The organism is Caballeronia ptereochthonis (assembly GCF_001545075.1).
In the GTDB taxonomy this organism is placed as follows: domain Bacteria; phylum Pseudomonadota; class Gammaproteobacteria; order Burkholderiales; family Burkholderiaceae; genus Caballeronia; species Caballeronia ptereochthonis.
This window is the reverse complement of sequence record NZ_FCOB02000005.1, coordinates 39,579-63,684: the sequence shown is the minus strand read 5'-3', so window position 1 is coordinate 63,684 and position 24,106 is coordinate 39,579. Positions and strand designations below refer to the sequence as shown.

Genomic DNA, 24,106 nt, shown 5'->3' with positions numbered 1-24,106 from the left:
CCAGCAATTCCACTTCAACCGGCCGCGCGCGGCGCCAACCCGTCGCGCGGCGCGCCCGTTACTTCGCGACGATCACGCCCTGCGCGGTCTGATGAAAGTCGTCGAAGAACTTGTATTCGCCCGGATCCAGCGGCGCGATCACGACGAACGAATCGGCGCCCGGCGCGAGCACCTTCTCCTTGCGCAACTGCACGCTTTCGAACTCGGCCGCGCCCTTGCCGACGTTGTGCACTTCGATCTTGATGCGCTGCCCGGCCGGCACTTCGATACGCGCCGGGTTGAGCTTGCCGTCGTTCATTTCGAGCTTGAACGTGGGCAGATCGGCGGCGTGCGCGACGTTGGCGCCTGCTGCGGCAGCGAGCAGCGTGATCGCGAGCGCGGCCACCTGGCTTGTCAATTTCATGCGGACTTCCTGAGAATGAACGCGCCCGGCCGGCTCGGCCGGGCGTCACGGACGATCAGTAACCGCCCTTCTTGCCGATGCCCGCGAACGGGAAGTCGTATTCGATCGTGAACGGCTTGAACCACGGACCCACGCCCGTTTCCTTGTCGGTGTGACGGCCGAACGCCATGTGGCCCGTCTCCGACGGCGGCGCGATGTGCAGCTTCAGGTGATACTTGCCCGGGCCGAAGAGCTTCACGTTGTCGCCGTAGTGCGGGCCGTCGCTCGCGACCATCGGCATCAGGTCGCCCTTGATGGTCTGCGTCGTGCCGGCTTTCGTGAGCTCATACGTCACGTTCAGGTACGGCATCCAGTCGCCCTCGGCGAAACCGGTCGGGTTGTTCTTGACCGCGTGGATGTCCGCCTCGAGGTGGATATCCGAATCCGACGCCTTGCGCATCATGCCTTCCGGCGACATCGTGATCGGCTGGAGGTACACGGCACCGGTTTCCATGCCGCCCTCGATATGCTGCTTGCCGATCGGATATTCGGCGGCGGAGGCCGCCATCATCGCCGTCAGGCCTGCGGCGGCGACGAGGCCGCGCATCAACGTTGAACCCATCAGAAACTCCTTGTTGTTATCGATTGGCGCGCGTGTCACGCGAGCCCCTGCCACTGCGATGCCGGCCCGTGCGCCAGGCTCCCGGAAACGAAAGCACCGGCCGGGAGCAATGCCTCGCGTCGAAATGAACGGATCGACGTCCAGCCCGAGCGTCGCCAGCACAACACCGTGAACGTTAATACGAACCATTCTCAATGTTCATCAGTTTAGCATCGTTCGACACCCGGAACAATTTGAGCGAGCTTACAGACCTAGGCGCAGTAAGGCTTTTCGCGGAATCGGCGGGATTCGAGAGGCGACAAAAAAAAGCGCGGCGAACCGTTCGGCTCGCCGCGCCTCTGAAATTACACCTTGAAAATCACTTACATATCCATTACTTCCCGCCGATGCCGCTCACGTGATCGCCGACATTGGCGCCGAACACGCGCTGTCTCAGGAGCGCCAATTGGTCGCGGGTCTGGGCCGCCTTTTCGAATTCGAGATTCTTGGCGTGATCCATCATCTGCTTCTCGAGCCGCTTGATTTCCTTCGCGATCTGCTTCTCGGACATGTCCTCGAACTTCGCGCGAGCCTGCGCTTCCTTCAGTTCCGCGCGGGCTTCGTCGGCGTTGTAGACGCCGTCGATGATGTCCTTGATGCGCTTCTCCACCCCGCGCGGCGTGATGCCCATTTTCTCGTTGTGCGCGATCTGCTTGGCGCGGCGCCGCTCGGTTTCGTCGATGGCGCGCTTCATCGAGTCGGTCATGTTGTCGGCGTAGAGAATCGCCTTGCCGTTCACGTTGCGCGCCGCGCGGCCGATGGTCTGGATGAGCGAGCGCTCGGCGCGCAGGAAGCCTTCCTTGTCGGCGTCGAGAATCGCGACGAGCGACACTTCCGGAATATCCAGGCCCTCCCGCAGCAGATTGATGCCGACGAGCACGTCGAACGTGCCGAGCCGCAGGTCGCGGATGATTTCGACGCGCTCGACGGTGTCGATGTCGCTGTGCAGATAGCGCACCTTCACGCCGTGATCGGCGAGAAACTCGGTCAGCTGCTCGGCCATGCGCTTGGTGAGCGTGGTGACGAGCACACGCTCGTGGACCGAGACGCGCGCGTTGATCTCGGAGAGCACGTCGTCCACCTGCGAGCGCGCGGGCCGCACTTCGATCTCCGGATCGACGAGTCCGGTCGGACGCACGAGCTGCTCGGCCACCTGCCCCGCCTTGCTCTTCTCGTAGTCGGCGGGCGTTGCGGAGACGAACACCGCCTGGCGCATCTTGCGCTCGAATTCGTTGAACTTGAGCGGCCGGTTGTCGAGCGCGCACGGCAGGCGGAAGCCGTAATCGACGAGATTTTCCTTGCGCGCGCGGTCGCCGTTGTACATGCCGTTCAACTGGCCGATCAGCACATGCGATTCGTCGAGCAGCATCAGGGCGTCGGGCGGCAGATAGTCGACGAGCGTCGGCGGCGGCTCGCCGGGCATCGCGCCCGAGAAGTGACGCGAGTAGTTCTCGATGCCCTTGCAGAAACCGAGCTCCTGAAGCATTTCCAGATCGAAACGCGTGCGCTGTTCGAGACGCTGCGCTTCGACGAGCTTGCCTTGCTCGTGGAAGAATTCGAGGCGTTCGCGCAGTTCCAGCTTGATCGCCTCGACCGCGCGCATCACGGTGTCGCGCGGCGTCACGTAGTGCGACGACGGATACACCGTGAAACGCGGAATCTTGTTGCGCACGCGGCCGGTGAGCGGATCGAACAGGTGCATCGCCTCGACTTCATCGTCGAACAGTTCGACGCGCACCGCCATTTCCGCGTGCTCCGCCGGAAAGATGTCGATGGTGTCGCCGCGCACGCGGAAGGTGCCGCGCGAGAAATCGGCTTCGTTGCGGGTGTACTGCATCGCGATCAGCCGCGCGATGATGTCGCGCTGGCCGAGCTTGTCGCCCGTGCGCAGCGTAAGAATCATCTTGTGATATTCGGACGGATTGCCGATGCCGTAGATCGCCGACACGGTCGCGACGATCACCACGTCGCGCCGCTCGAGCAGGCTCTTGGTCGCCGAAAGCCGCATCTGCTCGATGTGATCGTTGATCGACGAATCCTTCTCGATGAAGAGATCGCGCTGCGGCACGTAGGCTTCCGGCTGATAGTAGTCGTAGTACGAGACGAAGTACTCGACGGCATTGCGCGGAAAGAACTCGCGGAACTCGGCGTAGAGCTGCGCGGCGAGCGTCTTGTTCGGCGCAAACACGATGGCCGGGCGGCCGAGGCGCGCGATCACGTTGGCCATCGTGAAGGTCTTGCCGGAGCCGGTCACGCCGAGCAGCGTCTGGAACGAAAGGCCGTCCTCGATACCCTCGACGAGCGTGGAAATGGCTTCGGGCTGATCGCCCGCGGGCAGATACGGCTGATAGAGCTGAAACGGCGAGCCTTCGAACGTGACGAATTTCGACTCGTCCAGTTCTTCGGGGGATTCGATGAGAGTTTCGGACATGGAGATTCGATGCGGCAGCGCCTGAGCAAACACCTATTCTAGCGGCTGCCGGAAAACTCGCGCGGCGCCGGCGGATGGAGAGCGAGCGGCGCGAGGCGCGCCGCTCGCGAGCTTCGTCGAATGCAGATTGGGACCGCGAGGCCGATCTCAAGCGCGCGTCTTGCGGCCCTTTTTGCATATTCGCGCCGCGCCGGTCAAAACGACGCGTGCGCGAAAAACACGCGGCTTCGAGCAACTGGCGGCGAAAAAGCCGGTCCGGATTCGCTACAATGTGCGACTGGGCTCGATGGCGGGCATCGGAAGAAATCCGCAGAACGATGCAAACCGCATCAATACCGCCGAAGACGCCATGCGGGCATCGCCCGTCTCGCGCCCCCGCGCTTTCCGAGCGTCATCCCGCCGCACCGTCTTTTTCTCACTGCCGATAGATCATGTCTCTTTTCTCTGCCGTCGAACTCGCTCCCCGCGACCCGATCCTGGGCCTCAACGAAGCCTTCAACGCCGACCCGCGCGCGACCAAAGTCAATCTGGGCGTCGGTGTGTACACCAACGAGGAAGGCAAGATCCCGCTGCTGCGCGCCGTGCGCGAAGCCGAGAAAGCGCGCGTCGACGCCGCGCTGCCGCGCGGATATCTGCCGATCGACGGTATCGCCGCCTATGACGCCGCCGTGCAGACGCTGTTGCTCGGCAACGACTCGCCGCTGCTCGCGGCGGGCCGCGTCGTCACGGCGCAGGCGCTCGGCGGCACGGGCGCACTCAAGATCGGCGCGGACTTCCTGAAGCGCGTGAATCCGAACGCGATCGTCGCAATCAGCGACCCGAGCTGGGAAAACCACCGCGCGCTCTTCGAAGGCGCCGGTTTCGACGTGGTCAACTATCCGTACTATGACGCCGCCACGCACGGCGTGAACTTCGACGGCATGCTCGCGGCGCTCAACAGCTACGCGCCGGGCACGATCGTCGTGCTGCACGCGTGCTGCCACAACCCGACGGGCGTCGATCTGTCGGACGAGCAGTGGAAGCAGATCGTCGAAGTCGTGAAGGCGCGCGAGCTCGTGCCGTTCCTCGACATGGCGTATCAGGGCTTCGCGGAAAACATCGACGCCGACTCGGCCGCCGTCCGTCTCTTCGCGGCCGCCGGAATGAACGTGTTCGTGTCGTCGTCGTTCTCGAAGTCGTTCTCGCTGTATGGCGAACGCGTCGGCGCGCTGTCGATCATCACGACGGGCAAGGAAGAATCCGCCCGCGTGCTGTCGCAACTCAAGCGCGTGATCCGCACCAACTATTCGAACCCGCCGACGCACGGCGGCTCGATCGTCGCGGCCGTGCTGGCGTCGCCGGAACTGCGCGCGACCTGGGAGCAGGAACTGGGCGAAATGCGCGACCGCATCCGCGCGATGCGCAACGGCCTGGTCGAGCGCCTGAAGGCAAGCGGCGTCGACCGCGACTTCTCGTTCGTCAACAAGCAGCGCGGCATGTTCTCGTACTCGGGCCTGACCGCGCCGCAAGTGGACCGCCTCCGCGAAGAGTTCGGCATCTACGCCGTGAGCACCGGCCGGATCTGCGTCGCTGCGTTGAACACGCGCAATCTCGATGCGGTCGCCAATGCCGTGGCGGCGGTGCTGAAGTAAGTCAGCGCTCCCGGTTCGCAAGAAAAAAAATGGCGCCCTGCGAAGGGCGCCATTTTTTGTGCGCGGCGAACGATGACGTGCGGTCCATGCCGTCGCGCGGATCAGAGCGTCTGCGACGTGGCAGGAACGGCGGTCGCCGCGGCGGCGTCATCGGCTTCGACGAATCCGTACGAAATCGCGCGCGCCAGTTCGGCGCTTACGCTCGCGACCCCCATCTGCTCGTGCCGCTCGACGGCCGCACCGCCCTTGCCCGCGTGCATGCAGAACGCCAGCGCGAGCGGAAACAGGATTAACACGGGCCAGTAGGTCGATATTGTCTTTCTCATTTGACTACCTCGATTCAATGTCGCAGCGGAACGAAGGCCCACTTGTCGACGCTTCGAATCTTACGGAATCGGCCGAATCTGAAAAAGACGTTTAAAAGCAAAGGTTTGTTGCGCCGCAGGCAACACGCCGTTTGGGCGGCTGATTCACGCACGACGGTCGACGCCGTGCGCGCCGTCATAAAGGCTTACAAAGTTGTCGGGGACATCGGGCCATCGGCACTGTCTTAATCGTTATTGGTTCCACTGGTCCTTCCACAATCATGAGATCCGCAGTCGCTGCTTTTCTGTTTGCCTCGTCCGCCGTGCTTTTCGGCGGTTGCGCGGCGTATCCCGACGCGCCGGGCTATTACGGCGGCGGCTATCCTGCCGCCGGCTACGGCTACGACGACCCCGCTCCCGGCTATGGGTATTACGGCGGCCCGCCGGTCGTGCAACCCGGCGTGGTGATCAACGGCGGCTATTACTCCGGTCCGGGTCCGAACCGTTACTGGGACGATGGTCCGGGCTGGCGTCGTCCGCCACCGGGAGGCTGGCATGGCGGCGGCCAGCCGCGCGATCGGGGGCCGGGCGGACCGCCTCCGCAAGCGGGTGGCGGCGGGCACGGTGGCCCACCGCCGCAGGCCGGCGGCGGGCGTCCGCCCGGCGGACCGCCTCCGCAGGCGAGCGGCGGCGCCCCGCTGCCGAAGGCCGTGGGCGGTCAGCCGCCGGGGCCGAATCGCGCCGCACCGCCATCCGCGAACGGCGGCAACCGCGATGGCAACTCGCGCGGCTTCATCGGACGTTACGGCGGCTAGGCGTCGCGAGCTGTCATCGTGTAGAACTGCATCAAAAAAAAGGCCGTGCCGGATCAGATGATCCGGCACGGCCTTTCTGCATCCGCCGATACGCCTCAGCCGAGATGCGACCGCTGCGCCTTGTAGAGTTCGCGGAACGTCCGGCCGACCGGCGCGGGCATCTCGCGCGTGCCGGTCCATCCCGCGCCGAACGGCAGGCGCGCAATCGACTTCCGGTTTCCGCCCATCCATTCGAGCACGCGCACCGCGAGCCTGGTGAAGAGCGCGTAAGCAGCCGGATGCATCGCCAGATAACCCCACAACGCGAGCGCGACGCGCTCGCTCCGCGGACGCAGCCGTCGCTCCATCTGCTTTTCGCGCAGCTTGCGCAGCAGGTCGGACAACGGGATTCCGACCGGGCACACGCTGTTGCATTCGCCGCAGAGCGTCGCCGCCTGCGGCAGATCGAGCGCGCGATCGATGCCGACGTAGGCCGGCGTCAGCACCGATCCCATTGGTCCCGGATACACCCAGCCGTACGCATGGCCGCCGATCTTCTGATAGACCGGACAATGATTCATGCACGCGCCGCAGCGGATGCAGCGCAGCATATCCTGGAATTCGCCGCCGATGAGCCCGGTGCGCCCGCCGTCGACGAGCACGAAGTACATGTGCTCGGGACCGTCCACCTCGTCCGGGGCGCGCGGACCGGTCAGCAGCGAGAAATAGTTCGAGATGGTCTGTCCCGTCGCGGAGCGCGGCAAAAGACGCATCGCGGTCGCGAGATCCTCGAGCGTGGGCAGCACCTTCTCGATGCCCGTCACCGCGACGTGCACGCGCGGCATCACCGTGCACATGCCTTCGTTGCCCTCGTTCGTCACGACCGCGACCGAGCCCGTCTCCGCGATCACGAAGTTGCCGCCCGTCACGCCCATGTCCGCCGACATGAAATGCGGGCGCAGCACTTCGCGCGCCTCGCGCGTCATCTCGGGGATGTCGGTGAGGCGCGGCTTGTTGTGCGTCTTCGCGAAGAGATCGGCGATCTGCTCCTTGTCCTTGTGCACGACGGGCGCGATGATGTGGCTCGGCGGCTCGTTGTCGTTGATCTGCAGGATGTATTCGCCGAGATCCGTCTCGATCGACTGGACGCCCATCTCGCCCAGCACGCGATTGAGCTGCATCTCTTCCGAGACCATCGACTTGGTCTTGATGACCTTCTTCACGTCGTGCTTGCGGGCGATATCCGCGACGAGCTTCGCCGCATCCTGCGTCGATTCCGCGTACAGCACCGTCGCGCCGCGCCGGGTCGCTTCGCGCTCGAAGGTTTCGAGCCACACGTCGAGGTTGTCCAGCGCGCGGTTGCGGCGCTCCTTGAGCGCGGCGCGCGTCGCCTCGAAGTCGATCTCGCGCACGGCGCTGGCTCGCGCGCTGACGAACTTCGTCGAAAGCTTGGTGAGATTCTGCTGCAAGCGCTCGTCGGCGAGCTTGCTGCCCGCGCGCGCCTTGAACTGCATCGTCTGAACTTGCATGTTGGGAACTCTCTCTTTGCGGATGCGCTCAGGCGCGGCCTTGGGCGTCGCCCGCCAGCACTTGCGCGATGTGCAGCACGCGCGTCGTCGTGTCGCCGGTGCGGCGCAGTCGTCCTTCGATGTTCAGCATGCAGCCGAGATCGCCCAGCACGACCGCATCCGCCCCGCTCGCCTTGATGTTGGCGCACTTCTCGTCGACGATCGCCGTCGATATATCGCCGTACTTCACGGCAAACGTGCCGCCGAAACCGCAGCAATGCTCGCAGCCCGCCATCTCGGTCACCGGCACGCCGGCTTGCGCGAGCAGCTCGCGCGGCTGCGTTTTCACGCCGAGCTCGCGCAGGCCCGAGCAGGAATCGTGATAGGTCGCCATGCCCTCGAACGCGACGGGCTCCATGCGCGCTTTGGCGACCGTCGCGAGAAAATCGGTCAGCTCGAACACGCGCGGTTGCAGACGCGCGAAACGGTTCATCAGTTGGGGATCGTCGCGAAAGAGATCGCCGTAGTGCGCGCGGATCATGCCGCCGCAGGAACCGGACGGCACGACCACGTAGTCGAACTGCTCGAACTCGCGCAGGGTCTTTTCGGCGAGATCGCGGGCGAGCGGCCGGTCGCCGGAGTTATAGGCGGGCTGACCGCAGCACGTCTGCGAAGGCGGCACGACGACTTCGAAGCCCGCGCGCTCGATCAGCTTGATGACCGAGAAGCCGATCTCGGGGCGCATCATGTCGATAAGACAAGTCACGAATAATCCGACTCGCATGGGGGCGTTTCCTGTTTTGTAGAAGTGATGTGAACGCCCGCCGATTATCCGCGAAAACGCCCGCTCGACGGGGGTCGGCTCGCATCTCGCATGAGCATCGAGACAGTCGCCTGGTCGCAGCGTTCGCTTTTTTCACATTATGAGATACAATTGCAGTTCCGCTGTTTGACGCATCAACCGATTTTTCACGATGAGCGATACGAACCCGGAATCAAAGACCTCCATTCAGGTGATCGAGCGCATGATGCGTCTTCTCGACGCCCTCGCCGATCACACCGATCCCGTCAGCCTGAAAGAGCTCGCGCAGAGCACCGACCTGCATCCGTCCACCGCGCACCGCATCCTGAACGACATGGTGCTGTGCCGGCTCGTGGACCGCTCCGATCCCGGCACGTACCGGCTCGGCATGCGCCTGCTGGAGCTCGGCAATCTGGTGAAGGCGCGTCTCTCGGTGCGCGAAGCCGCGATGCCGCCGATGCGGGAACTGCATCGGCAGACGGGACAGACCGTCAATCTGTCCGTGCGGCAAGGCGACGAGATCGTTTATATCGAGCGCGCGTATTCGGAGCGCTCGGGCATGCAGGTCGTGCGCGCGATCGGCGGGCGGGCGCCCTTGCATCTCACGTCGGTCGGCAAGCTCTTTCTCGCCGCCGACGAGGCCACGCGCGTGCGCGCCTATGCGACGCGCACCGGCCTTTCGGGCCACACGCAGAACAGCATCACCGATCTCGCCAAGCTCGAGCGCGAGTTGTCGCTCGTGCGCCAGCAGGCTTGCGCGCGTGACAACGAGGAGCTGGAACTCGGCGTGCGCTGCATCGCAGCGGGCATTTACGACGACACCGGCCGGCTCGTCGCGGGCCTGTCGCTCTCCGCACCCGCCGACCGCCTGCAGGACGCCTGGCTCAAGCAGCTGAGCCACACGGCGCTCGAAATCTCGCGTTCGCTGGGCTATCACCCGGAACAGGCACAGCAAGCGCAACGCTGAAACCGCGTGTCATGAAAAAACGGGATTCGTCTTTCGACGAACCCCGTTTGCTTTGGGGTCAGCGCTTGAACGACGCTCAGGGATTGGCGCCGCTGCCCATGTCGGCGCTCATGATGTGCGGCTCGCCGAGCGTATCGAGGTACGAGCGCAGGCGGCCCGCGTCGGCGAAGCGCGAATACTTGCCGTACGAATCGAGCAGCACGATCACGACCGGACGGCCGTTGACATTCGCCTGCATCACGAGGCATTCGCCGGCTTCGTTGATGAAGCCCGTCTTCTGCAAGCCGATGTCCCACGACGCATTGCGGACCAGCGCATTCGTGCTGTTGTACGCGAGATTGCGCTTGCCGGTGAAGACTTCGTAACTGCGGTCGGTCGAGAACTTGCGGATGATCGGATACTGATACGCCGCGTTGACCATCTTCACGAGGTCGCGTGCGCTCGACACGTTCTGGCTCGTCAGGCCGGTGGAGTTCTCGAAGTGCGTGTCGGTCATGCCGAGCGACTTCGCCTTCGCGTTCATCGCGGCGATGAATGCCGGACGGCCGCCCGGGTAATAGCGCGACAGCGCGGCCGCCGCGCGATTCTCCGATGCCATCAGCGCGATGTGCAGCATGTCCTCGCGATTGAGCACCGAGCCCACCGCAAGGCGCGAGCCGGTGAACTTCTCGTAATCGCGGTCTTCGTCGGTGACTGTGATTTCGTCGGTGAGCGGCATGTGCGAATCGAGCACGACCATTGCCGTCATCAGCTTGGTGATCGACGCGATCGGCACGACGGCGCGCGAGTTCTTGTCGAACAGCGTCTCCGACGTGTTCTGATCGACCACGTACGCCACGCTCGAGCGCAGCGCGAGGCTGTCGGGCGTGTCATGCAGGCCGAACGCCTGGCCGACCGACGTCGCACGCGGCTGGAACGCGACCGCGTGCACCGACGCGCGGCGCGCGTGCGGCTCCATGCGATACGAGACGCGGCGCTTGCGCGCGGCGCGCGGCGCGTCGTCGTCATCATCCGCGGCGGCGACTTTCGCGGCCTTCACGGGCTTGGGCGACTTGAGGGTCGTCTTCGCCACGCGCGCGGGCTTTTCGGCCTTGGCCGTGGATTTGACGGGTTTCTTTGCGGTCTTGGTTGCGGTGGCGGTCTTTGCGAGGGCTTCAGCCGGAGCCGCTGCGAAGGACGTCGCTACTGCGATGGAGACGGCGAGAGACAGCGCGGAACGCACTGCCACGCCATGCACCACCTTCAACGACGAAAACATTTCGGTTTTCATTAGTGTTCTGTTGGGCGGCTGGAGAGTACCGCCAAGTGTAGTGAAGCTACGAAATTTAAGCAATATTAAGCACTTATCGGAACTCGTTAAACCGAGTTGTAAGCCGTGATTGCATATTGCCAAATAAGGTCCGCGCCTCGATCGAAAAAAACGATCATGCCGGCGGAACAATTCTGCTCCGAGGGGCGCTTTTATACACGACGACAAGCGCACTATCGGCAAAACTTTCCACAACTTTAGCCAGACTCGTGAGTCGGACCGGGCAAAAACGCAGCGTTCGAATCGAGGGGGAAGTGTCGTGGACGCGGCGGAAATGACGCGGCCGCTCGGACAGCCGAAATGTTAACGTTTCTTCAACAATTTGGTGTACGGCGGCATCCTAAAAATAAGACGAACTTCAGAAACAACCTCAGAAGCGTCTCGTAATGGGTCGCCACAAGAGATGACGCGGCCGGCTTTGACAAACATCAAACTTTCATCCTGTCGTGCTCTCATGAGCAAGTTCGACCGTGCCTAGGCCCTGCGAAGCGTCGATCCATCGCGGTGCATAGGGTTTTCACGGACCCCGCGCGGAGGTCGCAGTTCGCTAAGTAAGTCATTGTTTAACAAGGGTTTTAACGCAATGGTGCGGCGCACAAAAAGTGCTTGACATCCATCGGAATATCTCTAAAATGGGTCTCATGTTGCGACGCACCAATCGCGGTTGCACCAGCCGGCAGTTTTCTCTCGCCGGATCTACCCAAACCACGACCCGCGTTTGATGGGTCGGCCATCAGGAGCCTGAGATGACGCTGTTGACCCCCGAGCAAATCGCCGCTGCACAAAAAGCCAATTTCGACACGCTGTTCGGCCTCACGAACAAGGCGTTCGAAGGCGTCGAGAAGCTTGTCGAACTGAACCTGCAAGTCGTGAAGTCGACGCTGGCCGAAAGCCAGGAAAACGCGCAACGCGCGCTGTCGGTGAAGGATGCTCAGGAACTGCTCGCGCTGCAAGCCAGCCTGACCCAGCCGGTCGCGGAGAAGGTCCTGTCGTACGGCCGCCACCTGTATGAAATCGCTTCGGCTACGCAAGCCGAGTTCGCCCGCGTCGCGGAAGCGCAATACGAAGAGCAGAACCGCAAGGTGCAGACGCTCGTCGACAACGTCGCGAAGAACGCACCCGCCGGTTCGGAAACGGCTGTCGCCGTGATGAAGTCGGCCATCACCGCCGCGAACACGACGTACGAAACGGTTCACAAGGCAACGAAGCAAGCTGTCGAGATCGCCGAGAGCAACTTCAACGCCGCCGCCACGGCTGCGACGAAGGCTGCTACGCAAGCGACTGAGCAAGCTACCCGCGCCGCCAAGAAGTCGGTCGCGTAAGTTTGCCGCCGGGCTTCTGCCCGGCCGATTGCAGCACGAATCACGAAGAACCCGGCCACCGCGCCGGGTTTTTTGTCGTCCGCCGTGTCTGCAAATAAAAAGGCGCGCTCAGGTGAGGGAGCGCGCCTTCGCACTTCTTCCAGTGCGGGAGCTTACTTCTTGCGCTGCGGCGGCAAGTCCGTGCAAACGCCTTCGTACAACTCCGCGGCCATGCCGACCGATTCACCGAGCGTCGGGTGCGGATGGATCGTCTTGCCGATGTCGGTCGCATCCGCGCCCATCTCGATCGCGAGACATACTTCGCTGATCAGATCGCCCGCATTCAGGCCGACGATGCCGCCGCCGATCACCCGATGCGTCTCTTCGTCGAAGATGAGCTTGGTGAAGCCTTCGTCACGGCCATTGGCGATCGCGCGGCCCGATGCGGCCCACGGGAACACCGCACGGCCGTACTTGATGCCTTCGGCCTTGCACTGGTCTTCCGTCTTGCCGGCCCATGCCACTTCCGGATCGGTGTAGGCGACCGACGGAATCTGCAACGCATCGAAGTACGCCTTCTCGCCGTGCGCCGCTTCCGCCGCGACGTGGCCTTCGTGCACGGCCTTGTGCGCGAGCATCGGCTGACCGACGAGATCGCCGATCGCGAAGATGTGCGGGACATTCGTGCGCATCTGCTTGTCGACGTCGATGAAACCGCGCTCCGTCACCGCGACGCCGGCCTTGTCCGCGCCGATCTTGCCGCCGTTCGGGCTGCGGCCGACCGCCAGCAGCACGAGGTCGTAGCGTTGCGGCTCGGCCGGCGCCTTCTCGCCTTCGAAGGTGACGTAGATGCCGTCTTCCTTCGCCTCGGCCTTGGTCGTCTTCGTCTTGAGCATGACGTTCGTGAAGCGCTTGGCGTTGAACTTCTCCCAGACCTTCACGAGATCGCGGTCCGCGCCGAGCATCAGGCCATCGAGCATTTCGACGACGTCGATGTCCGCGCCGAGCGTGGAATACACCGTCGCCATTTCCAGGCCGATGATGCCGCCGCCCACCACGAGCATGCGCTTCGGAATCTGGCGCAGCTCCAGCGCGCCGGTCGAATCGACGACGCGCGGATCGTCCGGGAAGAACGGCAGCTTCACCGCCTGCGAGCCCGCCGCGATGATCGCCTGCTTGAACTTCACGACCTTCTTGCCGTCCGCGCCCTGCACTTCCATGTGATGCGGATCGACGAAGCTGCCGACGCCCGTCACGACCGTCACCTTGCGCGCCTTCGCCATGCCCGCGAGACCGCCGGTCAGCTTCTTGACGACGCCTTCCTTGAAGCCGCGCAGCTTGTCGAGATCGATGGTCGGCTTGCCGAACACGATGCCGTGCTCCGCGAGCTCATGCGTTTCGTCCATCACGAGCGAGGTGTGCAGGAGCGCCTTCGACGGAATGCAGCCGACGTTCAGACACACGCCGCCGAGCGTCGAGTAACGTTCGACCAGCACGGTCTTCATGCCGAGATCGGCCGCGCGGAATGCCGCCGAATAGCCGCCGGGGCCCGCGCCGAGCACGAGCATGTCGCATTCGACGTCGGCCGAGCCGGAATAGCTGCCCGCCTGCGGCGCGGGCGCGGCGGCCTTCGCCGGAGCGGCCGCCTGCTGAGGTGCGGCTGGCGCCGCAGCCGGCGCCGAAGCGCCGCCTTCGAGCGTCAGGATCACGGTGCCTTCCGAAACCGTGTCGCCGACCTTGACCTTCAGTTCCTTCACCGTGCCGGCGGCGGGCGCGGGCACGTCCATCGTGGCCTTGTCCGATTCGAGCGTGATGAGCGACTGCTCCTTCTCGACCGTATCGCCCGGCTTCACGTGCACTTCGATGACGGGGATGTCCTTGAAGTCGCCGATGTCCGGCACCTTCACATCCTGCACCCCACCGCCGCCGGCAGCGGGCCTGGCGGGAGCGGCCGACGGCGCCGGCGCTGCGGCCGGTGCAGCGGAAGCGCCCGCGCCTGCGGTTTCGACCATCGCGATGACCGAGCCCTGCGAGACCTTGTCGCCCTGCTTGACCTTCACTTCCTTGACGGTGCCCGCGACATCGGCGGGCACTTCCATGGTGGCCTTGTCGGTTTCGAGCGTGATGACGCCCTGTTCCTTTTCGATGACGTCGCCGGATTTGATATTGACTTCGATGACATCGACATCGGAGAAGTCGCCGATGTCGGGTACTTTTAGTTCGACGAGACTCATGTTGTCCCCTAAGAGAAGAGCGGATGGAACCGGGCGCGACGTGCGCGCAACGGCTCCGCCGTCGGCTGGATGCGCGCTTCGCTCAATCGGGAGAGAACGAAGCGCGCGCCACGATCAAAGAATGACGCGACGGAAATCCGCCAGAATCGCCGACAGATAAGCGTTGAAGCGCGCGGCCTCGGCGCCGTCGATGACGCGGTGGTCATACGACAGCGACAGCGGCAGCGTGAGGCGCGGCACGAACTGCTTGCCGTCCCACACCGGCTTCATCTGGCCACGCGACAGGCCGAGAATCGCCACTTCGGGCGCGTTGATGATCGGCGTGAAGTTCGTCCCGCCGATGCCGCCCAGCGACGAAATCGAGAAGCAGCCGCCCTGCATCTGATCGGGCTTGAGCTTGCCTTCGCGCGCGAGCTTCGAGAGCTCCGTCATCTCCTTGGCGATGTCGACCAGGCCCTTCTTGTCGGCGTCACGGATCACCGGCACGACCAGGCCGTTCGGCGTATCGGCCGCGAAACCGACGTGGTAGTACTGCTTGAAGACGAGGTTGTCGCCGTCGAGGCTCGCGTTGAAGGTCGGGAACTTCTTCAGCGCCGCGACCACGGCCTTGATGACGAACGCGAGCATCGTGAACTTCACGCCCGCCTTCTCGTGCTCCTTGTTGAGCTTCACGCGCAGCGCTTCGAGCTCGGTGATGTCCGCTTCATCGTTGTTCGTGACGTGCGGGATCATCACCCAGTTGCGATGCAGGTTCGCGCCCGAGATCTTCTTGATGCGCGACAGCGGCTTCGGATCGATGGGACCGAACTTGGTGAAGTCGACCTTCGGCCACGGCAGCAGGTTCAGATCGCCGCCGCCGGCGGGTGCGGCCGCCACGGGTTGCGCCGCGCCGCCTTGGCCGGACATCACGCCCTTCACGAACGAGGTGATGTCCTGCTGCGTGATGCGTCCCTTCGGACCGCTGCCGCGCACGCGCGACACGTCGACGCCCAGTTCGCGCGCGAACTTGCGCACCGACGGCGAGGCGTGGCTCGACGTGCGCGTGCCGTCGCCGGCGGGTATCACGGGCGCCTGCGCGAGCGCGGACGGCGGCTCTTTCGCGGGCGCGGGCTTCGCGGGCGCGTCGGGCGGCACTTCCGCCCTTGCGGGAGCCGGAGCCGGTGCAGGCGCAGCCGCGCCGCCTGCGCCGCCTTCCAGCACGAGGATCAGCGAGCCTTCGGAAACCGTATCGCCGACCTTGACCTTCAGTTCCTTCACCGTGCCCGACGCGGGGCTCGGCACGTCCATCGTGGCCTTGTCGGATTCGAGCGTGACGAGCGACTGCTCCTTCTCGACCTTGTCGCCGACCTTGACCGCGATCTCGATGACCGGAATGTCCTTGAAGTCGCCGATGTCCGGCACCTTCACTTCCACCGCGCCGCCGCCGCTCGCCGCGGGCGCGGCAGCGGGCGCAGGCGCGGCCTGTTGCGCGGGCGCTTCCTGCTTCGCGGCCGGTGCGGCGGCAGCAGCGCCGCCTTCCAGCACGACGATGAGCGAGCCCTCGGAAACGGCATCGCCCACCTTGACCTTGATTTCCTTCACGGTGCCCGCTGCCGAACTCGGCACGTCCATCGTGGCCTTGTCGGATTCGAGCGTGACGAGCGACTGCTCGGGCTCCACGGTATCGCCCACCTTGACCAGCACTTCGATCACGGGGACGTCCTTGTAATCGCCGATGTCCGGCACTTTGACTTCGATCGCTTGACTCATTATTAGTGTCTCCTGGGTTGCACGCGGCCTCCTTCCGCTTCGGAAAGAAGCCGCGTCACAACACTCGGGGGCGATGCCTTTAGACGGTCATCGGATTGGGTTTGGACGGGTCGAGGTTGTACTTCTTGATCGCCTCTGCGACGACCTTGCGCTCGACCGTGCCTTCGTCGGCGAGCGCGTTGAGCGCAGCCAGCGTGACCCAGTAGCGGTCGACTTCGAAGAAGTGGCGCAGCGCCTCGCGCGTGTCCGAGCGGCCGTAGCCGTCGGTGCCGAGCACCACGAACTTGTTCGGCACATAGCCGCGGATCTGGTCGACGAGCGCGCGGATGTAGTCCGTCGACGCGATCACCGGACCTTGCGCATCCTTGAGCAGCTTCGTGACGTGCGGCAGGCGCTTCTCTTCCGTCGGGTGCAGCAGGTTCCAGCGCTCGGACGCCTGACCGTCGCGGGCCAGCTCGGTAAAGCTCGGCACGCTCCACAGATCGGCGGTGACGCCCCAATCGTTCTTGAGCAGGTCGGCGGCGGCGATGACTTCGTTGAAGATCGTGCCCGCGCCCATCAGCTGAACGCGCGGACCCTTGGCCGAAGCATCGGCCTTGCGGAACGAGTACATGCCCTTGATGATGTCCGAGGCGACGGAATCGCCTTGCGGGATCGCCGGATGCTCGTAGTTCTCGTTCATCACGGTGATGTAGTAGTACACGTCCTCCTGCTCCGCGACCATGCGGCGCAGGCCGTCCTGCATGATGACGGCGAGCTCGTAGCCGAAGGTCGGGTCGTAGCTCACGCAGTTCGGGATCGACGCCGCCCACAGGAGCGAGTGGCCGTCTTCGTGCTGCAGGCCTTCGCCGTTGAGCGTCGTGCGGCCCGCGGTGCCGCCCAGCAGGAAGCCGCGCGAACGCATGTCGCCCGCGGCCCAGGCCAGATCGCCGATGCGCTGGAAGCCGAACATCGAGTAGAAGATGTAGAACGGGATCATGATCTCGCCGTGCGTCGAGTACGACGTCGCGGCCGCGATCCAGTCACACATGCCACCCGCTTCGTTGATGCCTTCCTGCAGGATCTGACCGGTCTCCGATTCCTTGTAGAACATCAGCTGGTCGGAGTCTTCCGGAATGTACTTCTGGCCGTCCTGGTTCCAGATGCCGATCTGGCGGAAGAGACCTTCCATGCCGAAGGTGCGCGACTCGTCCGGGACGATCGGCACGATGCGCTTGCCGAGCGCCTTGTCCTTCAGGAGGATGTTGAGAATCCGCACGAACGCCATCGTCGTGGAGATCTCGCGGCCTTCGCCCGTGCCCTTGAGCAGCGGCTCGAACGCCGAGAGCGCCGGCACCGGCAGCGATTCCGCTTTCTCGCGACGCGCCGGCAGATAGCCGCCGAGGTCCATGCGCTTCTGACGCATGTACTCCAGCTCCTTCGAGCCTTCCTCGAAGGTGAGATACGGCACGTCGGCGATCTGCTCGTCGGTCAGCGGCAAGCGGAACTGGTCGCGGAACTTCTTCAGCGTGTCGATCGGCAGCTTCTTTTGCTGGTGCGTGATGTTCATCGCCTGGCCGTGCTCGCCCATGCCGTAGCCCTTGATGGTCTTGGCGAGGATGACGGTCGGCGCGCCCTTCGTCTTGGTCGCGGCGTCGAATGCGGCGTAGATCTTGTGCGGATCGTGGCCGCCGCGGTTCAGGTTCCAGATGTCCTCATCGGACCAGTCGGCGACCAGCGCCCTCAGTTCCGGCGTGTTGAAGAAGTGCTCGCGCACGAACGCGCCCGACTCCGACTTGTACGTCTGGTACTCGCCGTCGACCACTTCCATCATGCGGCGCATCAGCGCGCCGGTCCTGTCGCGCGCGAAGAGCGCATCCCAGCGGCTGCCCCAGATGACCTTGATGACGTTCCAGCCCGCGCCGCGGAATTCGCTTTCGAGTTCCTGGATGATCTTGCCGTTGCCGCGCACCGGGCCGTCCAGACGCTGCAGGTTGCAGTTGATGACGAACACGAGGTTGTCCAGACGCTCGCGGCCGGCCATGCCGATCGCGCCGAGCGATTCCGGTTCGTCCGTTTCGCCGTCGCCGAGGAACGCCCAGACCTTGCGGCCTTCCGTCTTCGCGATGCCGCGCGCTTCCATGTACTTCATGAAGCGGGCCTGGTAGATCGCCATGATCGGGCCGAGGCCCATCGACACGGTCGGGAACTGCCAGAAGTCCGGCATCAGCCACGGATGCGGATACGACGAGATGCCCTGGCCGCCCACTTCCTGGCGGAAATTGTTGAGCTGCTGCTCGGTCAGGCGGCCGAGCAGGAACGCGCGGGAGTACACGCCCGGCGACGAGTGGCCCTGCACGAACACGAGATCGCCGCCGTGATCCTTCGACGGTGCGTGCCAGAAATGGTTGAAGCCGACGTCATAGAGCGTCGCGGCCGATGCGAACGACGCGATGTGGCCGCCGACGTTGGTGTCCTTGCCCGCGCGCAGCACCATCGCGATGGCGTTCCAGCGGGTGTACGAGCGGATGCGGTGTTCGATGTCCTGATCGCCCGGAATCTTCGCCTGCGAAGCGACGGGGATCGTGTTGATGTACGGCGTGTTCGCCGAGAACGGCAGGTGCTCGCCATGCACGCGAGCAAATTCGATCTGTTTCTCGATCAGGTAGTGCGCGCGGTCAGGACCGACCGCGGAAATCACGCCATCGAGCGCGTCCAGCCACTCCGCGGTTTCCTGAGGATCGTCGTCCTTGGCGTTGGCGACATATTTGAGAACTTCGTCGGGTACAGCGGACATGCTCGTCTCCTGATGTGAGGAACACTCTAGAACCGCCGGCGCTCGCCCGCGCGAATGGCACGGAAAGGGCGGGCACTGGCCGCGTGCCGGCAATTCTAAAGAGGGTCCAGACCATGACGCAAGGAATTTTTCAAATCATGAGAGTTGATCTCATAATGCGAAAAATTGCTGCAACGCACCGTCCGATAAGCCTTTTTTGATCAGATGTTTCTCCTCCTTTTCGCACAACTGAGCCTTCTTTTACCGTCTTTTTACGCCAATTAACAATCAGGGGCTGCGTTACAATCGCTTCCATGTTGACCGAACGGCTGATCAAACGCTCGGCGAGGGTCGCGCGCAAGCCGACCGAGTCGTCGCCCACCCGCTGGCACCACGGACCGTGGTGGTCGAACTCCTATTTACTCACGCCGCTCATTTCGATCCTGGTATTCCTGGTCGTGATGAGTCTGATCCTCTGGAGCCTGAACCGGCGCGAGCAGCAGCAGCAGGAAGACACGCTTTATCGCAACGTCGCGTGGGCGCAGCAGCAGATCCGCCTGTCGATGACGGGCGCGCAAGAGCAGATTCAGGCGCTCTCGCGCGACATCGCGAGCGGCCATGGCGACCCGCAGACCTTCCAGACCTCGTCCACCGACATCATGCAGGGGCATCCCGAGATCCTCTATATGAACTGGTACACGAGCGAGCACAAGCCGCGCTGGCCCAATACGCCGCTCCCCGTGCTCGGCTCGCGCCTCGCGAAGCCGAACGAAACGCAGATGGACGAGGCCGTGCAGGCCGCTTTCGACGAGGCGCGCACCACCCGCCGCCAAGTCTACTCGCCGCTGCTCTACGACGACCTCGGCAACGGCTATATCACGCTGCAGACGCCGGTCTTCCGTGACCGCGAATTCCTGGGCTCCATCGCCGCGGTGTTCTCGATCGAAGGCATCCTCAAGCACGACATTCCGAGCGAATTGTCGGCCAAGTACAAGATCTCCATCACCGATTTGAACAACCGCGAGCTCGCGACCACGTCGAGCCGCCCGCGCCTGCCGCGCGACATGTTCTACGACCTGCCGCTCGATCCGCCGGGCCAGGGCCTATCGGTGCGCGTGTACTCGTATCCGCAGCTCACGAACTTCACCAACAACACGCTGGTGTGGCTCGTCGCGGGGTTGTCGTGCTTCGTGCTGTGGAGTCTGTGGAGCCTGTGGAAGCACACGCGCCAGCGCTTCGAGGCGCAGCAGGCGCTCTACGCCGAAGCCTTCTTCCGCCGCGCGATGGAAAACTCCGTGCTGATCGGCATGCGCGTGCTCGACATGCACGGCCGCATCACGCACGTGAATCCGGCCTTTTGCCGCATGACGGGCTGGGACGAAAGCGATCTCGTCGGCAAGAACGCGCCGTTCCCGTACTGGCCGCGCGACGCGTATCCCGAGATGCAGCGCCAGCTCGACATGACCCTGCGCGGCAAGGCGCCCTCTTCCGGGTTCGAGCTGCGCGTGCGCCGCAAGGACGGCTCGTTCTTTCATGCGCGCCTGTACGTCTCCCCGCTGATCGACAGCTCGGGCCGCCAGACCGGCTGGATGTCGTCGATGACGGACATCACCGAGCCCAAGCGCGCGCGCGAGGAACTGGCCGCCGCGCACGAACGCTTCACGACGGTGCTCGAAAGCCTCGACGCGGCCGTCTCCGTGCTCGCCGCAGACGAAGCCGAGCTGCTCTTCGCGAACCGCTATTACCGGCATCTCTTCGGCATCCGCCCGGACGGCCATCTGGAGCTCGCCGGCGCGGCGTTCGACGGCGGCTCGCAAAGCTCGTCCGACACCATCGACATGGTCGACACCTACGCGGGCCTGCCCGCCACCGCGCTCACCGAAAGCTCGGCGGACGCGCAGGAGGTCTATGTCGAAGGCATCCAGAAGTGGTTCGAGGTGCGCCGCCAGTACATCCAGTGGGTGGACGGCCACCTCGCGCAGATGCAGATCGCGACCGACATCACGCAGCGCAAGCAGGCGCAGGAACTAGCCCATCAGCAGGAAGAGAAGCTGCAGTTCACGAGCCGCCTGATGACGATGGGCGAAATGGCCTCGTCGCTCGCGCACGAGCTGAATCAGCCGCTCGCCGCGATCAACAACTACTGCTCCGGCTGTGTCGCGCTCGTGAAGTCCGGCCGCATGACGCAGGAGACGCTCCTTCCCGTGCTCGAAAAGACCGCGCAGCAGGCCGTGCGCGCGGGCATGATCATCAAGCGCATTCGCGAGTTCGTGAAGCGCAGCGAGCCGAAACGGCAGGCGACGCGCGTCGCGGATATCGTCGCGGACGCGGTCGGTCTCGCGGAAATCGAGGCGCGCAAGCGCAAGATCCGCATCGTCACCGAAATCCGCTCGCGCATGCCGGTCATCTACGTCGATCCGGTGCTGATCGAACAAGTATTGGTCAACCTGTTGAAAAACGCGGCCGAGGCGATGCATGATGCGAAACCACATGCCGTCGATCCGGTGATCCGCGTGGTCGTGCAGCGCATGGACGGGGGCTTCGTATGCATCAGCGTGGTCGACCAGGGCCCGGGCGTGGACGAAGCGACCGCCGAACGTCTCTTCGAACCGTTCTACAGCACCAAGTCCGACGGCATGGGCATGGGGCTGAACATCTGCCGCTCGATCATCGAATCGCATCGCGGCAGACTTTGGGTGGTCAACAACGTCGAGGCGGACGGCCACGTGACCGGCGCGACTTTTCACTGCAGCCTGCCGATCGGCGAAGTGGATGGTTCGGGCACGGGCGATGACGCACACGACGAACATACGAGACAACAAACAGTTACGGGAGAACTATGAGCACAGTCACCACTCAGGAAACCGTCTTCGTCGTTGACGATGACGAAGCCGTGCGTGATTCCTTGCGCTGGCTGCTCGAGGCGAACGGCTATCGCGTCCAGTGCTTTTCGAGCGCCGAGTCCTTCCTCGACGTCTACCTGCCGATCTCGCACTCCGGCGCGATCGCGTGCCTGATCCTCGACGTGCGCATGGCCGGCATGACCGGTCTCGAGCTGCAGGAAAAGCTGATCGCCGAGAACTCGCTCTTGCCGATCATCTTCGTGACGGGTCACGGCGACGTGCCGATGGCCGTCTCGACGATGAAGAAAGGGGCGATGGACTTCATCGAGAAGCCCTTCGACGAAGCCGAGCTGCGCAAGCTCGTCGAGCGCATGCTGGAGAAGGCGCGCAGCGAAAGCACCAGCGTGCAGCAGCAGCGCGCCGCCGCCGAGCGGCTCGGCAAGCTGACCGCGCGCGAGCATCAGGTGCTCGAGCGCATCATCGCCGGGCGTCTCAACAAGCAGATCGCGGACGATCTCGGCATCAGCATCAAGACGGTGGAAGCGCATCGCGCGAACATCATGGAGAAGCTCTCCGTGAACACCGTCGCCGATCTGCTGCGTCTCGCGCTGTCGAACAAGCCGCAGCAGTAACGCCTTCACCCCTTCCTCGCGGCCGGCAGCGCCCTGCCGGCCCCGTGATGCAATGGCGCGCCTGACGCCATCCATCCGCGTCCTTTCCCGTTCCGAAGTCCCCGTTGTCGGCAAGAGTGAAACGTGATATTTCCTGAATCACGTTGACACATCCCGAGGCCCGCCCGTAATTTGACTGGGCCTCACCACAGGACAACGGTCATGCGCAACAAGACGTCTGCTGCGTCCTTGCTCGACGGTCAAACGTTTGGCGCCGGAACCTTCAGGGCCGACGACGCTCGCGCCTCTCTCCCCTTCGCTTTCATCAAGCACTGCGCATCGGTTTGCTGCTCATCGGCAATCAATGCGCGCATCCCGCCGTATGGGCAGTTCACGCGCATCGAGCGCCGTGCACCGGAGGACTTGATCTTGAAACGAAACGCATCCACCGTCATCGCGCATCCCGCGCGCACGATGCGCGTCATCGCGATGAGCGCCGCGCTTCTCGCGCTGCCGCTCGCCGCGCTGCATCCGGGCCCGGGCCACGCGCAGACGCAAAACGCCGCGAGCACCGGCCAGAAGCTCACGAACCAGCAGCTCGATGCGCTGACCGCGCCGGTCGCGCTCTATCCCGATGCGCTGCTCGCACAGGTGCTGATGGCGTCGACGTATCCGTCGGAAGTCACCGAGGCGGCCGCATGGTCGAAGGCGAATCCGAACGTCAAGGGCGACGACGCGGTGAAGGCCGTGCAGTCCGAGCCCTGGGACCCGAGTGTGCAATCGCTCGTGGCGTTCCCGCAGGCACTCGCGACGATGGCCTCCAAGCCCGACTGGGTCACGCAACTCGGCAACGCCTTTATCGCGCAGCCGAGCGACGTGATGGATTCCGTGCAGCGTCTGCGGCGCGCGGCGCAAAGCGCGGGGAATCTCAAGACGAACGAGCAGCAGAAGATCGTGGTTCAGCAGGCGCCCAGCACCAGCGTCACCACGATCCAGATCGAGCCGGCCAATCCGCAGGTAGTCTACGTGCCGACCTATAACCCGACGGTCGTCTACGGCGCCTGGCCGTATCCGGCCTATCCGCCGGTCTACGTGCCGCCGCCGCCCGGCTATGCGATCGCGACGGGATTCGCCACGGGCCTCGCGTTCGGCGCGGGCATCGCGGTCGCGAACTCGCTGTGGGGCAACTGCGACTGGAATCACGGCGACGTGAACGTCAACGTGAACCGCTACAACAACATCAACGTCAACAACCGCATCAGTTCGAACACGAACAACGTGCGCTGGAACCGCAACGATCCGCAGTTCAACCGGACCAACGTCGCGAACGGGCAGAACACGTTCAACAACGCGAACCTCGGCGCGAACGCCAACCAGTTTCGCGGACGCGAGGATGCGCGCGCACAGGCGGCGCAGACGCTGCAGCAGCGTACGGGGCAGAACCTCAACCAGTCGGCGAGCCAGCGCGTGCAGAACATACGCCAGGGCGGCGGACAGAACGCGCTCAACAACGGCGATCTGCGTCAACGCTCGCAGAGCGTGAATCGCGACAATGCGCTGCGCGGCGCAGGCGACGGCAACGCCGCGCGGCAGGACATCCAGCGCGGACAGGCAAGCCGGCAGTCGCTCGCCAGCCAGTCGCAGAATCGGCCCGGCGCGGGCGGCGGAGGCATTCAGCGTGAAGGCGGCGGGGGCGGCGGCGGGGGCGCCGGAGGAGGAGGCGTACAGCGTGCGGGCGGCGGCGGGTTCCATGGCGGCGGCGGAGGTTTTCATCGCCGTTGATGATCGATCCATCCGTCACGCGCCGCTCAAGCGGCGAACGC

The 24,106-nt window shown here is 64.2% G+C and carries 17 protein-coding genes; 7 read left to right on the top strand and 10 right to left on the bottom strand.

Annotated features, from left to right (window positions below):
- Window positions 1-58: 58 nt before the first annotated feature.
- From AWB83_RS06575 to uvrB, 3 genes are all read right to left on the bottom strand, one after another.
- Window positions 59-403 (bottom strand): cupredoxin domain-containing protein, encoded by a 345-nt coding sequence (locus AWB83_RS06575; protein ID WP_087043502.1) that lies wholly within the window; start codon window positions 401-403, stop codon window positions 59-61.
- Between the two features lie 55 nt (window positions 404-458).
- Window positions 459-1,004, bottom strand: a complete 546-nt coding sequence (locus AWB83_RS06570; RefSeq protein WP_087043500.1) for an iron transporter — start codon at window positions 1,002-1,004, stop codon at window positions 459-461.
- Window positions 1,005-1,377: 373 nt separating this feature from the next.
- Window positions 1,378-3,474 carry an excinuclease ABC subunit UvrB gene (gene uvrB / locus AWB83_RS06565; RefSeq protein ID WP_087043498.1) on the bottom strand — a complete coding sequence of 699 codons (2,097 nt, stop codon included), beginning with the start codon at window positions 3,472-3,474 and terminating at the stop codon, window positions 1,378-1,380.
- 431 nt (window positions 3,475-3,905) lie between these two features.
- On the opposite strand from uvrB, the gene AWB83_RS06560 reads away from it, so the two are divergent.
- On the top strand, window positions 3,906-5,105 hold the full coding sequence (locus tag AWB83_RS06560; protein ID WP_087043496.1) for an amino acid aminotransferase: 1,200 nt from the start codon (window positions 3,906-3,908) through the stop codon (window positions 5,103-5,105).
- 101 nt (window positions 5,106-5,206) lie between these two features.
- Here AWB83_RS06560 and AWB83_RS06555 read toward each other — a convergent pair whose 3' ends face one another.
- Window positions 5,207-5,431 carry a hypothetical protein gene (locus AWB83_RS06555; protein ID WP_087043494.1) on the bottom strand — a complete coding sequence of 75 codons (225 nt, stop codon included), beginning with the start codon at window positions 5,429-5,431 and terminating at the stop codon, window positions 5,207-5,209.
- 260 nt (window positions 5,432-5,691) lie between these two features.
- Between AWB83_RS06555 and AWB83_RS36000 the strand changes: the two genes are divergently transcribed.
- Window positions 5,692-6,225 carry a hypothetical protein gene (locus AWB83_RS36000; protein WP_087043492.1) on the top strand — a complete coding sequence of 178 codons (534 nt, stop codon included), beginning with the start codon at window positions 5,692-5,694 and terminating at the stop codon, window positions 6,223-6,225.
- Between the two features lie 95 nt (window positions 6,226-6,320).
- Here AWB83_RS36000 and AWB83_RS06545 read toward each other — a convergent pair whose 3' ends face one another.
- The gene (locus AWB83_RS06545; protein ID WP_087043490.1) at window positions 6,321-7,733 is read right to left on the bottom strand and encodes a LutB/LldF family L-lactate oxidation iron-sulfur protein; all 1,413 of its coding nucleotides are present in this window, start codon (window positions 7,731-7,733) and stop codon (window positions 6,321-6,323) included.
- 28 nt (window positions 7,734-7,761) lie between these two features.
- On the bottom strand, window positions 7,762-8,496 hold the full coding sequence (locus AWB83_RS06540) for a (Fe-S)-binding protein (RefSeq protein WP_087043488.1): 735 nt from the start codon (window positions 8,494-8,496) through the stop codon (window positions 7,762-7,764).
- Window positions 8,497-8,686: 190 nt separating this feature from the next.
- Here AWB83_RS06540 and AWB83_RS06535 point away from each other — a divergent pair, with 190 nt between their 5' ends.
- Window positions 8,687-9,481, top strand: coding sequence for an IclR family transcriptional regulator (locus AWB83_RS06535; RefSeq protein ID WP_087043486.1), 795 nt, complete (start codon window positions 8,687-8,689; stop codon window positions 9,479-9,481).
- A gap of 76 nt (window positions 9,482-9,557) precedes the next feature.
- Here the strand turns inward: AWB83_RS06535 and pbpG are convergent, their stop codons facing one another.
- Entirely contained in the window at window positions 9,558-10,751 is a 1,194-nt protein-coding gene (gene pbpG / locus AWB83_RS06530; RefSeq protein WP_143750025.1) for a D-alanyl-D-alanine endopeptidase, read from the bottom strand.
- A 785-nt stretch (window positions 10,752-11,536) separates the two neighbouring features.
- On the opposite strand from pbpG, the gene AWB83_RS06525 reads away from it, so the two are divergent.
- A complete protein-coding gene (locus tag AWB83_RS06525) occupies window positions 11,537-12,112 on the top strand; it encodes a phasin family protein (protein ID WP_061121751.1) in 576 nt (191 codons plus the stop codon).
- A gap of 152 nt (window positions 12,113-12,264) precedes the next feature.
- Here the strand turns inward: AWB83_RS06525 and lpdA are convergent, their stop codons facing one another.
- From lpdA to aceE, 3 genes are all read right to left on the bottom strand, one after another.
- On the bottom strand, window positions 12,265-14,325 hold the full coding sequence (lpdA, locus tag AWB83_RS06520; RefSeq protein ID WP_087043482.1) for a dihydrolipoyl dehydrogenase: 2,061 nt from the start codon (window positions 14,323-14,325) through the stop codon (window positions 12,265-12,267).
- 114 nt (window positions 14,326-14,439) lie between these two features.
- Window positions 14,440-16,074: a dihydrolipoyllysine-residue acetyltransferase gene (gene aceF / locus AWB83_RS06515; RefSeq protein WP_087043481.1), complete on the bottom strand. Its 1,635-nt coding sequence runs from the start codon at window positions 16,072-16,074 to the stop codon at window positions 14,440-14,442.
- A gap of 79 nt (window positions 16,075-16,153) precedes the next feature.
- Window positions 16,154-18,850 carry a pyruvate dehydrogenase (acetyl-transferring), homodimeric type gene (aceE, locus tag AWB83_RS06510; RefSeq protein ID WP_087043480.1) on the bottom strand — a complete coding sequence of 899 codons (2,697 nt, stop codon included), beginning with the start codon at window positions 18,848-18,850 and terminating at the stop codon, window positions 16,154-16,156.
- Window positions 18,851-19,143: 293 nt separating this feature from the next.
- Here aceE and fixL point away from each other — a divergent pair, with 293 nt between their 5' ends.
- From fixL to AWB83_RS06495, 3 genes are all read left to right on the top strand, one after another.
- A complete protein-coding gene (gene fixL / locus AWB83_RS06505; RefSeq protein ID WP_087043479.1) occupies window positions 19,144-21,672 on the top strand; it encodes an oxygen sensor histidine kinase FixL in 2,529 nt (842 codons plus the stop codon).
- On the top strand, window positions 21,669-22,304 hold the full coding sequence (gene fixJ, locus AWB83_RS06500) for an oxygen response regulator transcription factor FixJ (protein WP_087043478.1): 636 nt from the start codon (window positions 21,669-21,671) through the stop codon (window positions 22,302-22,304). The genes fixL and fixJ overlap by 4 nt, the downstream gene beginning before the upstream one ends.
- A gap of 453 nt (window positions 22,305-22,757) precedes the next feature.
- On the top strand, window positions 22,758-24,065 hold the full coding sequence (locus AWB83_RS06495) for a DUF3300 domain-containing protein (RefSeq protein WP_087043894.1): 1,308 nt from the start codon (window positions 22,758-22,760) through the stop codon (window positions 24,063-24,065).
- The last annotated feature ends 41 nt before the right edge of the window (window positions 24,066-24,106 follow it).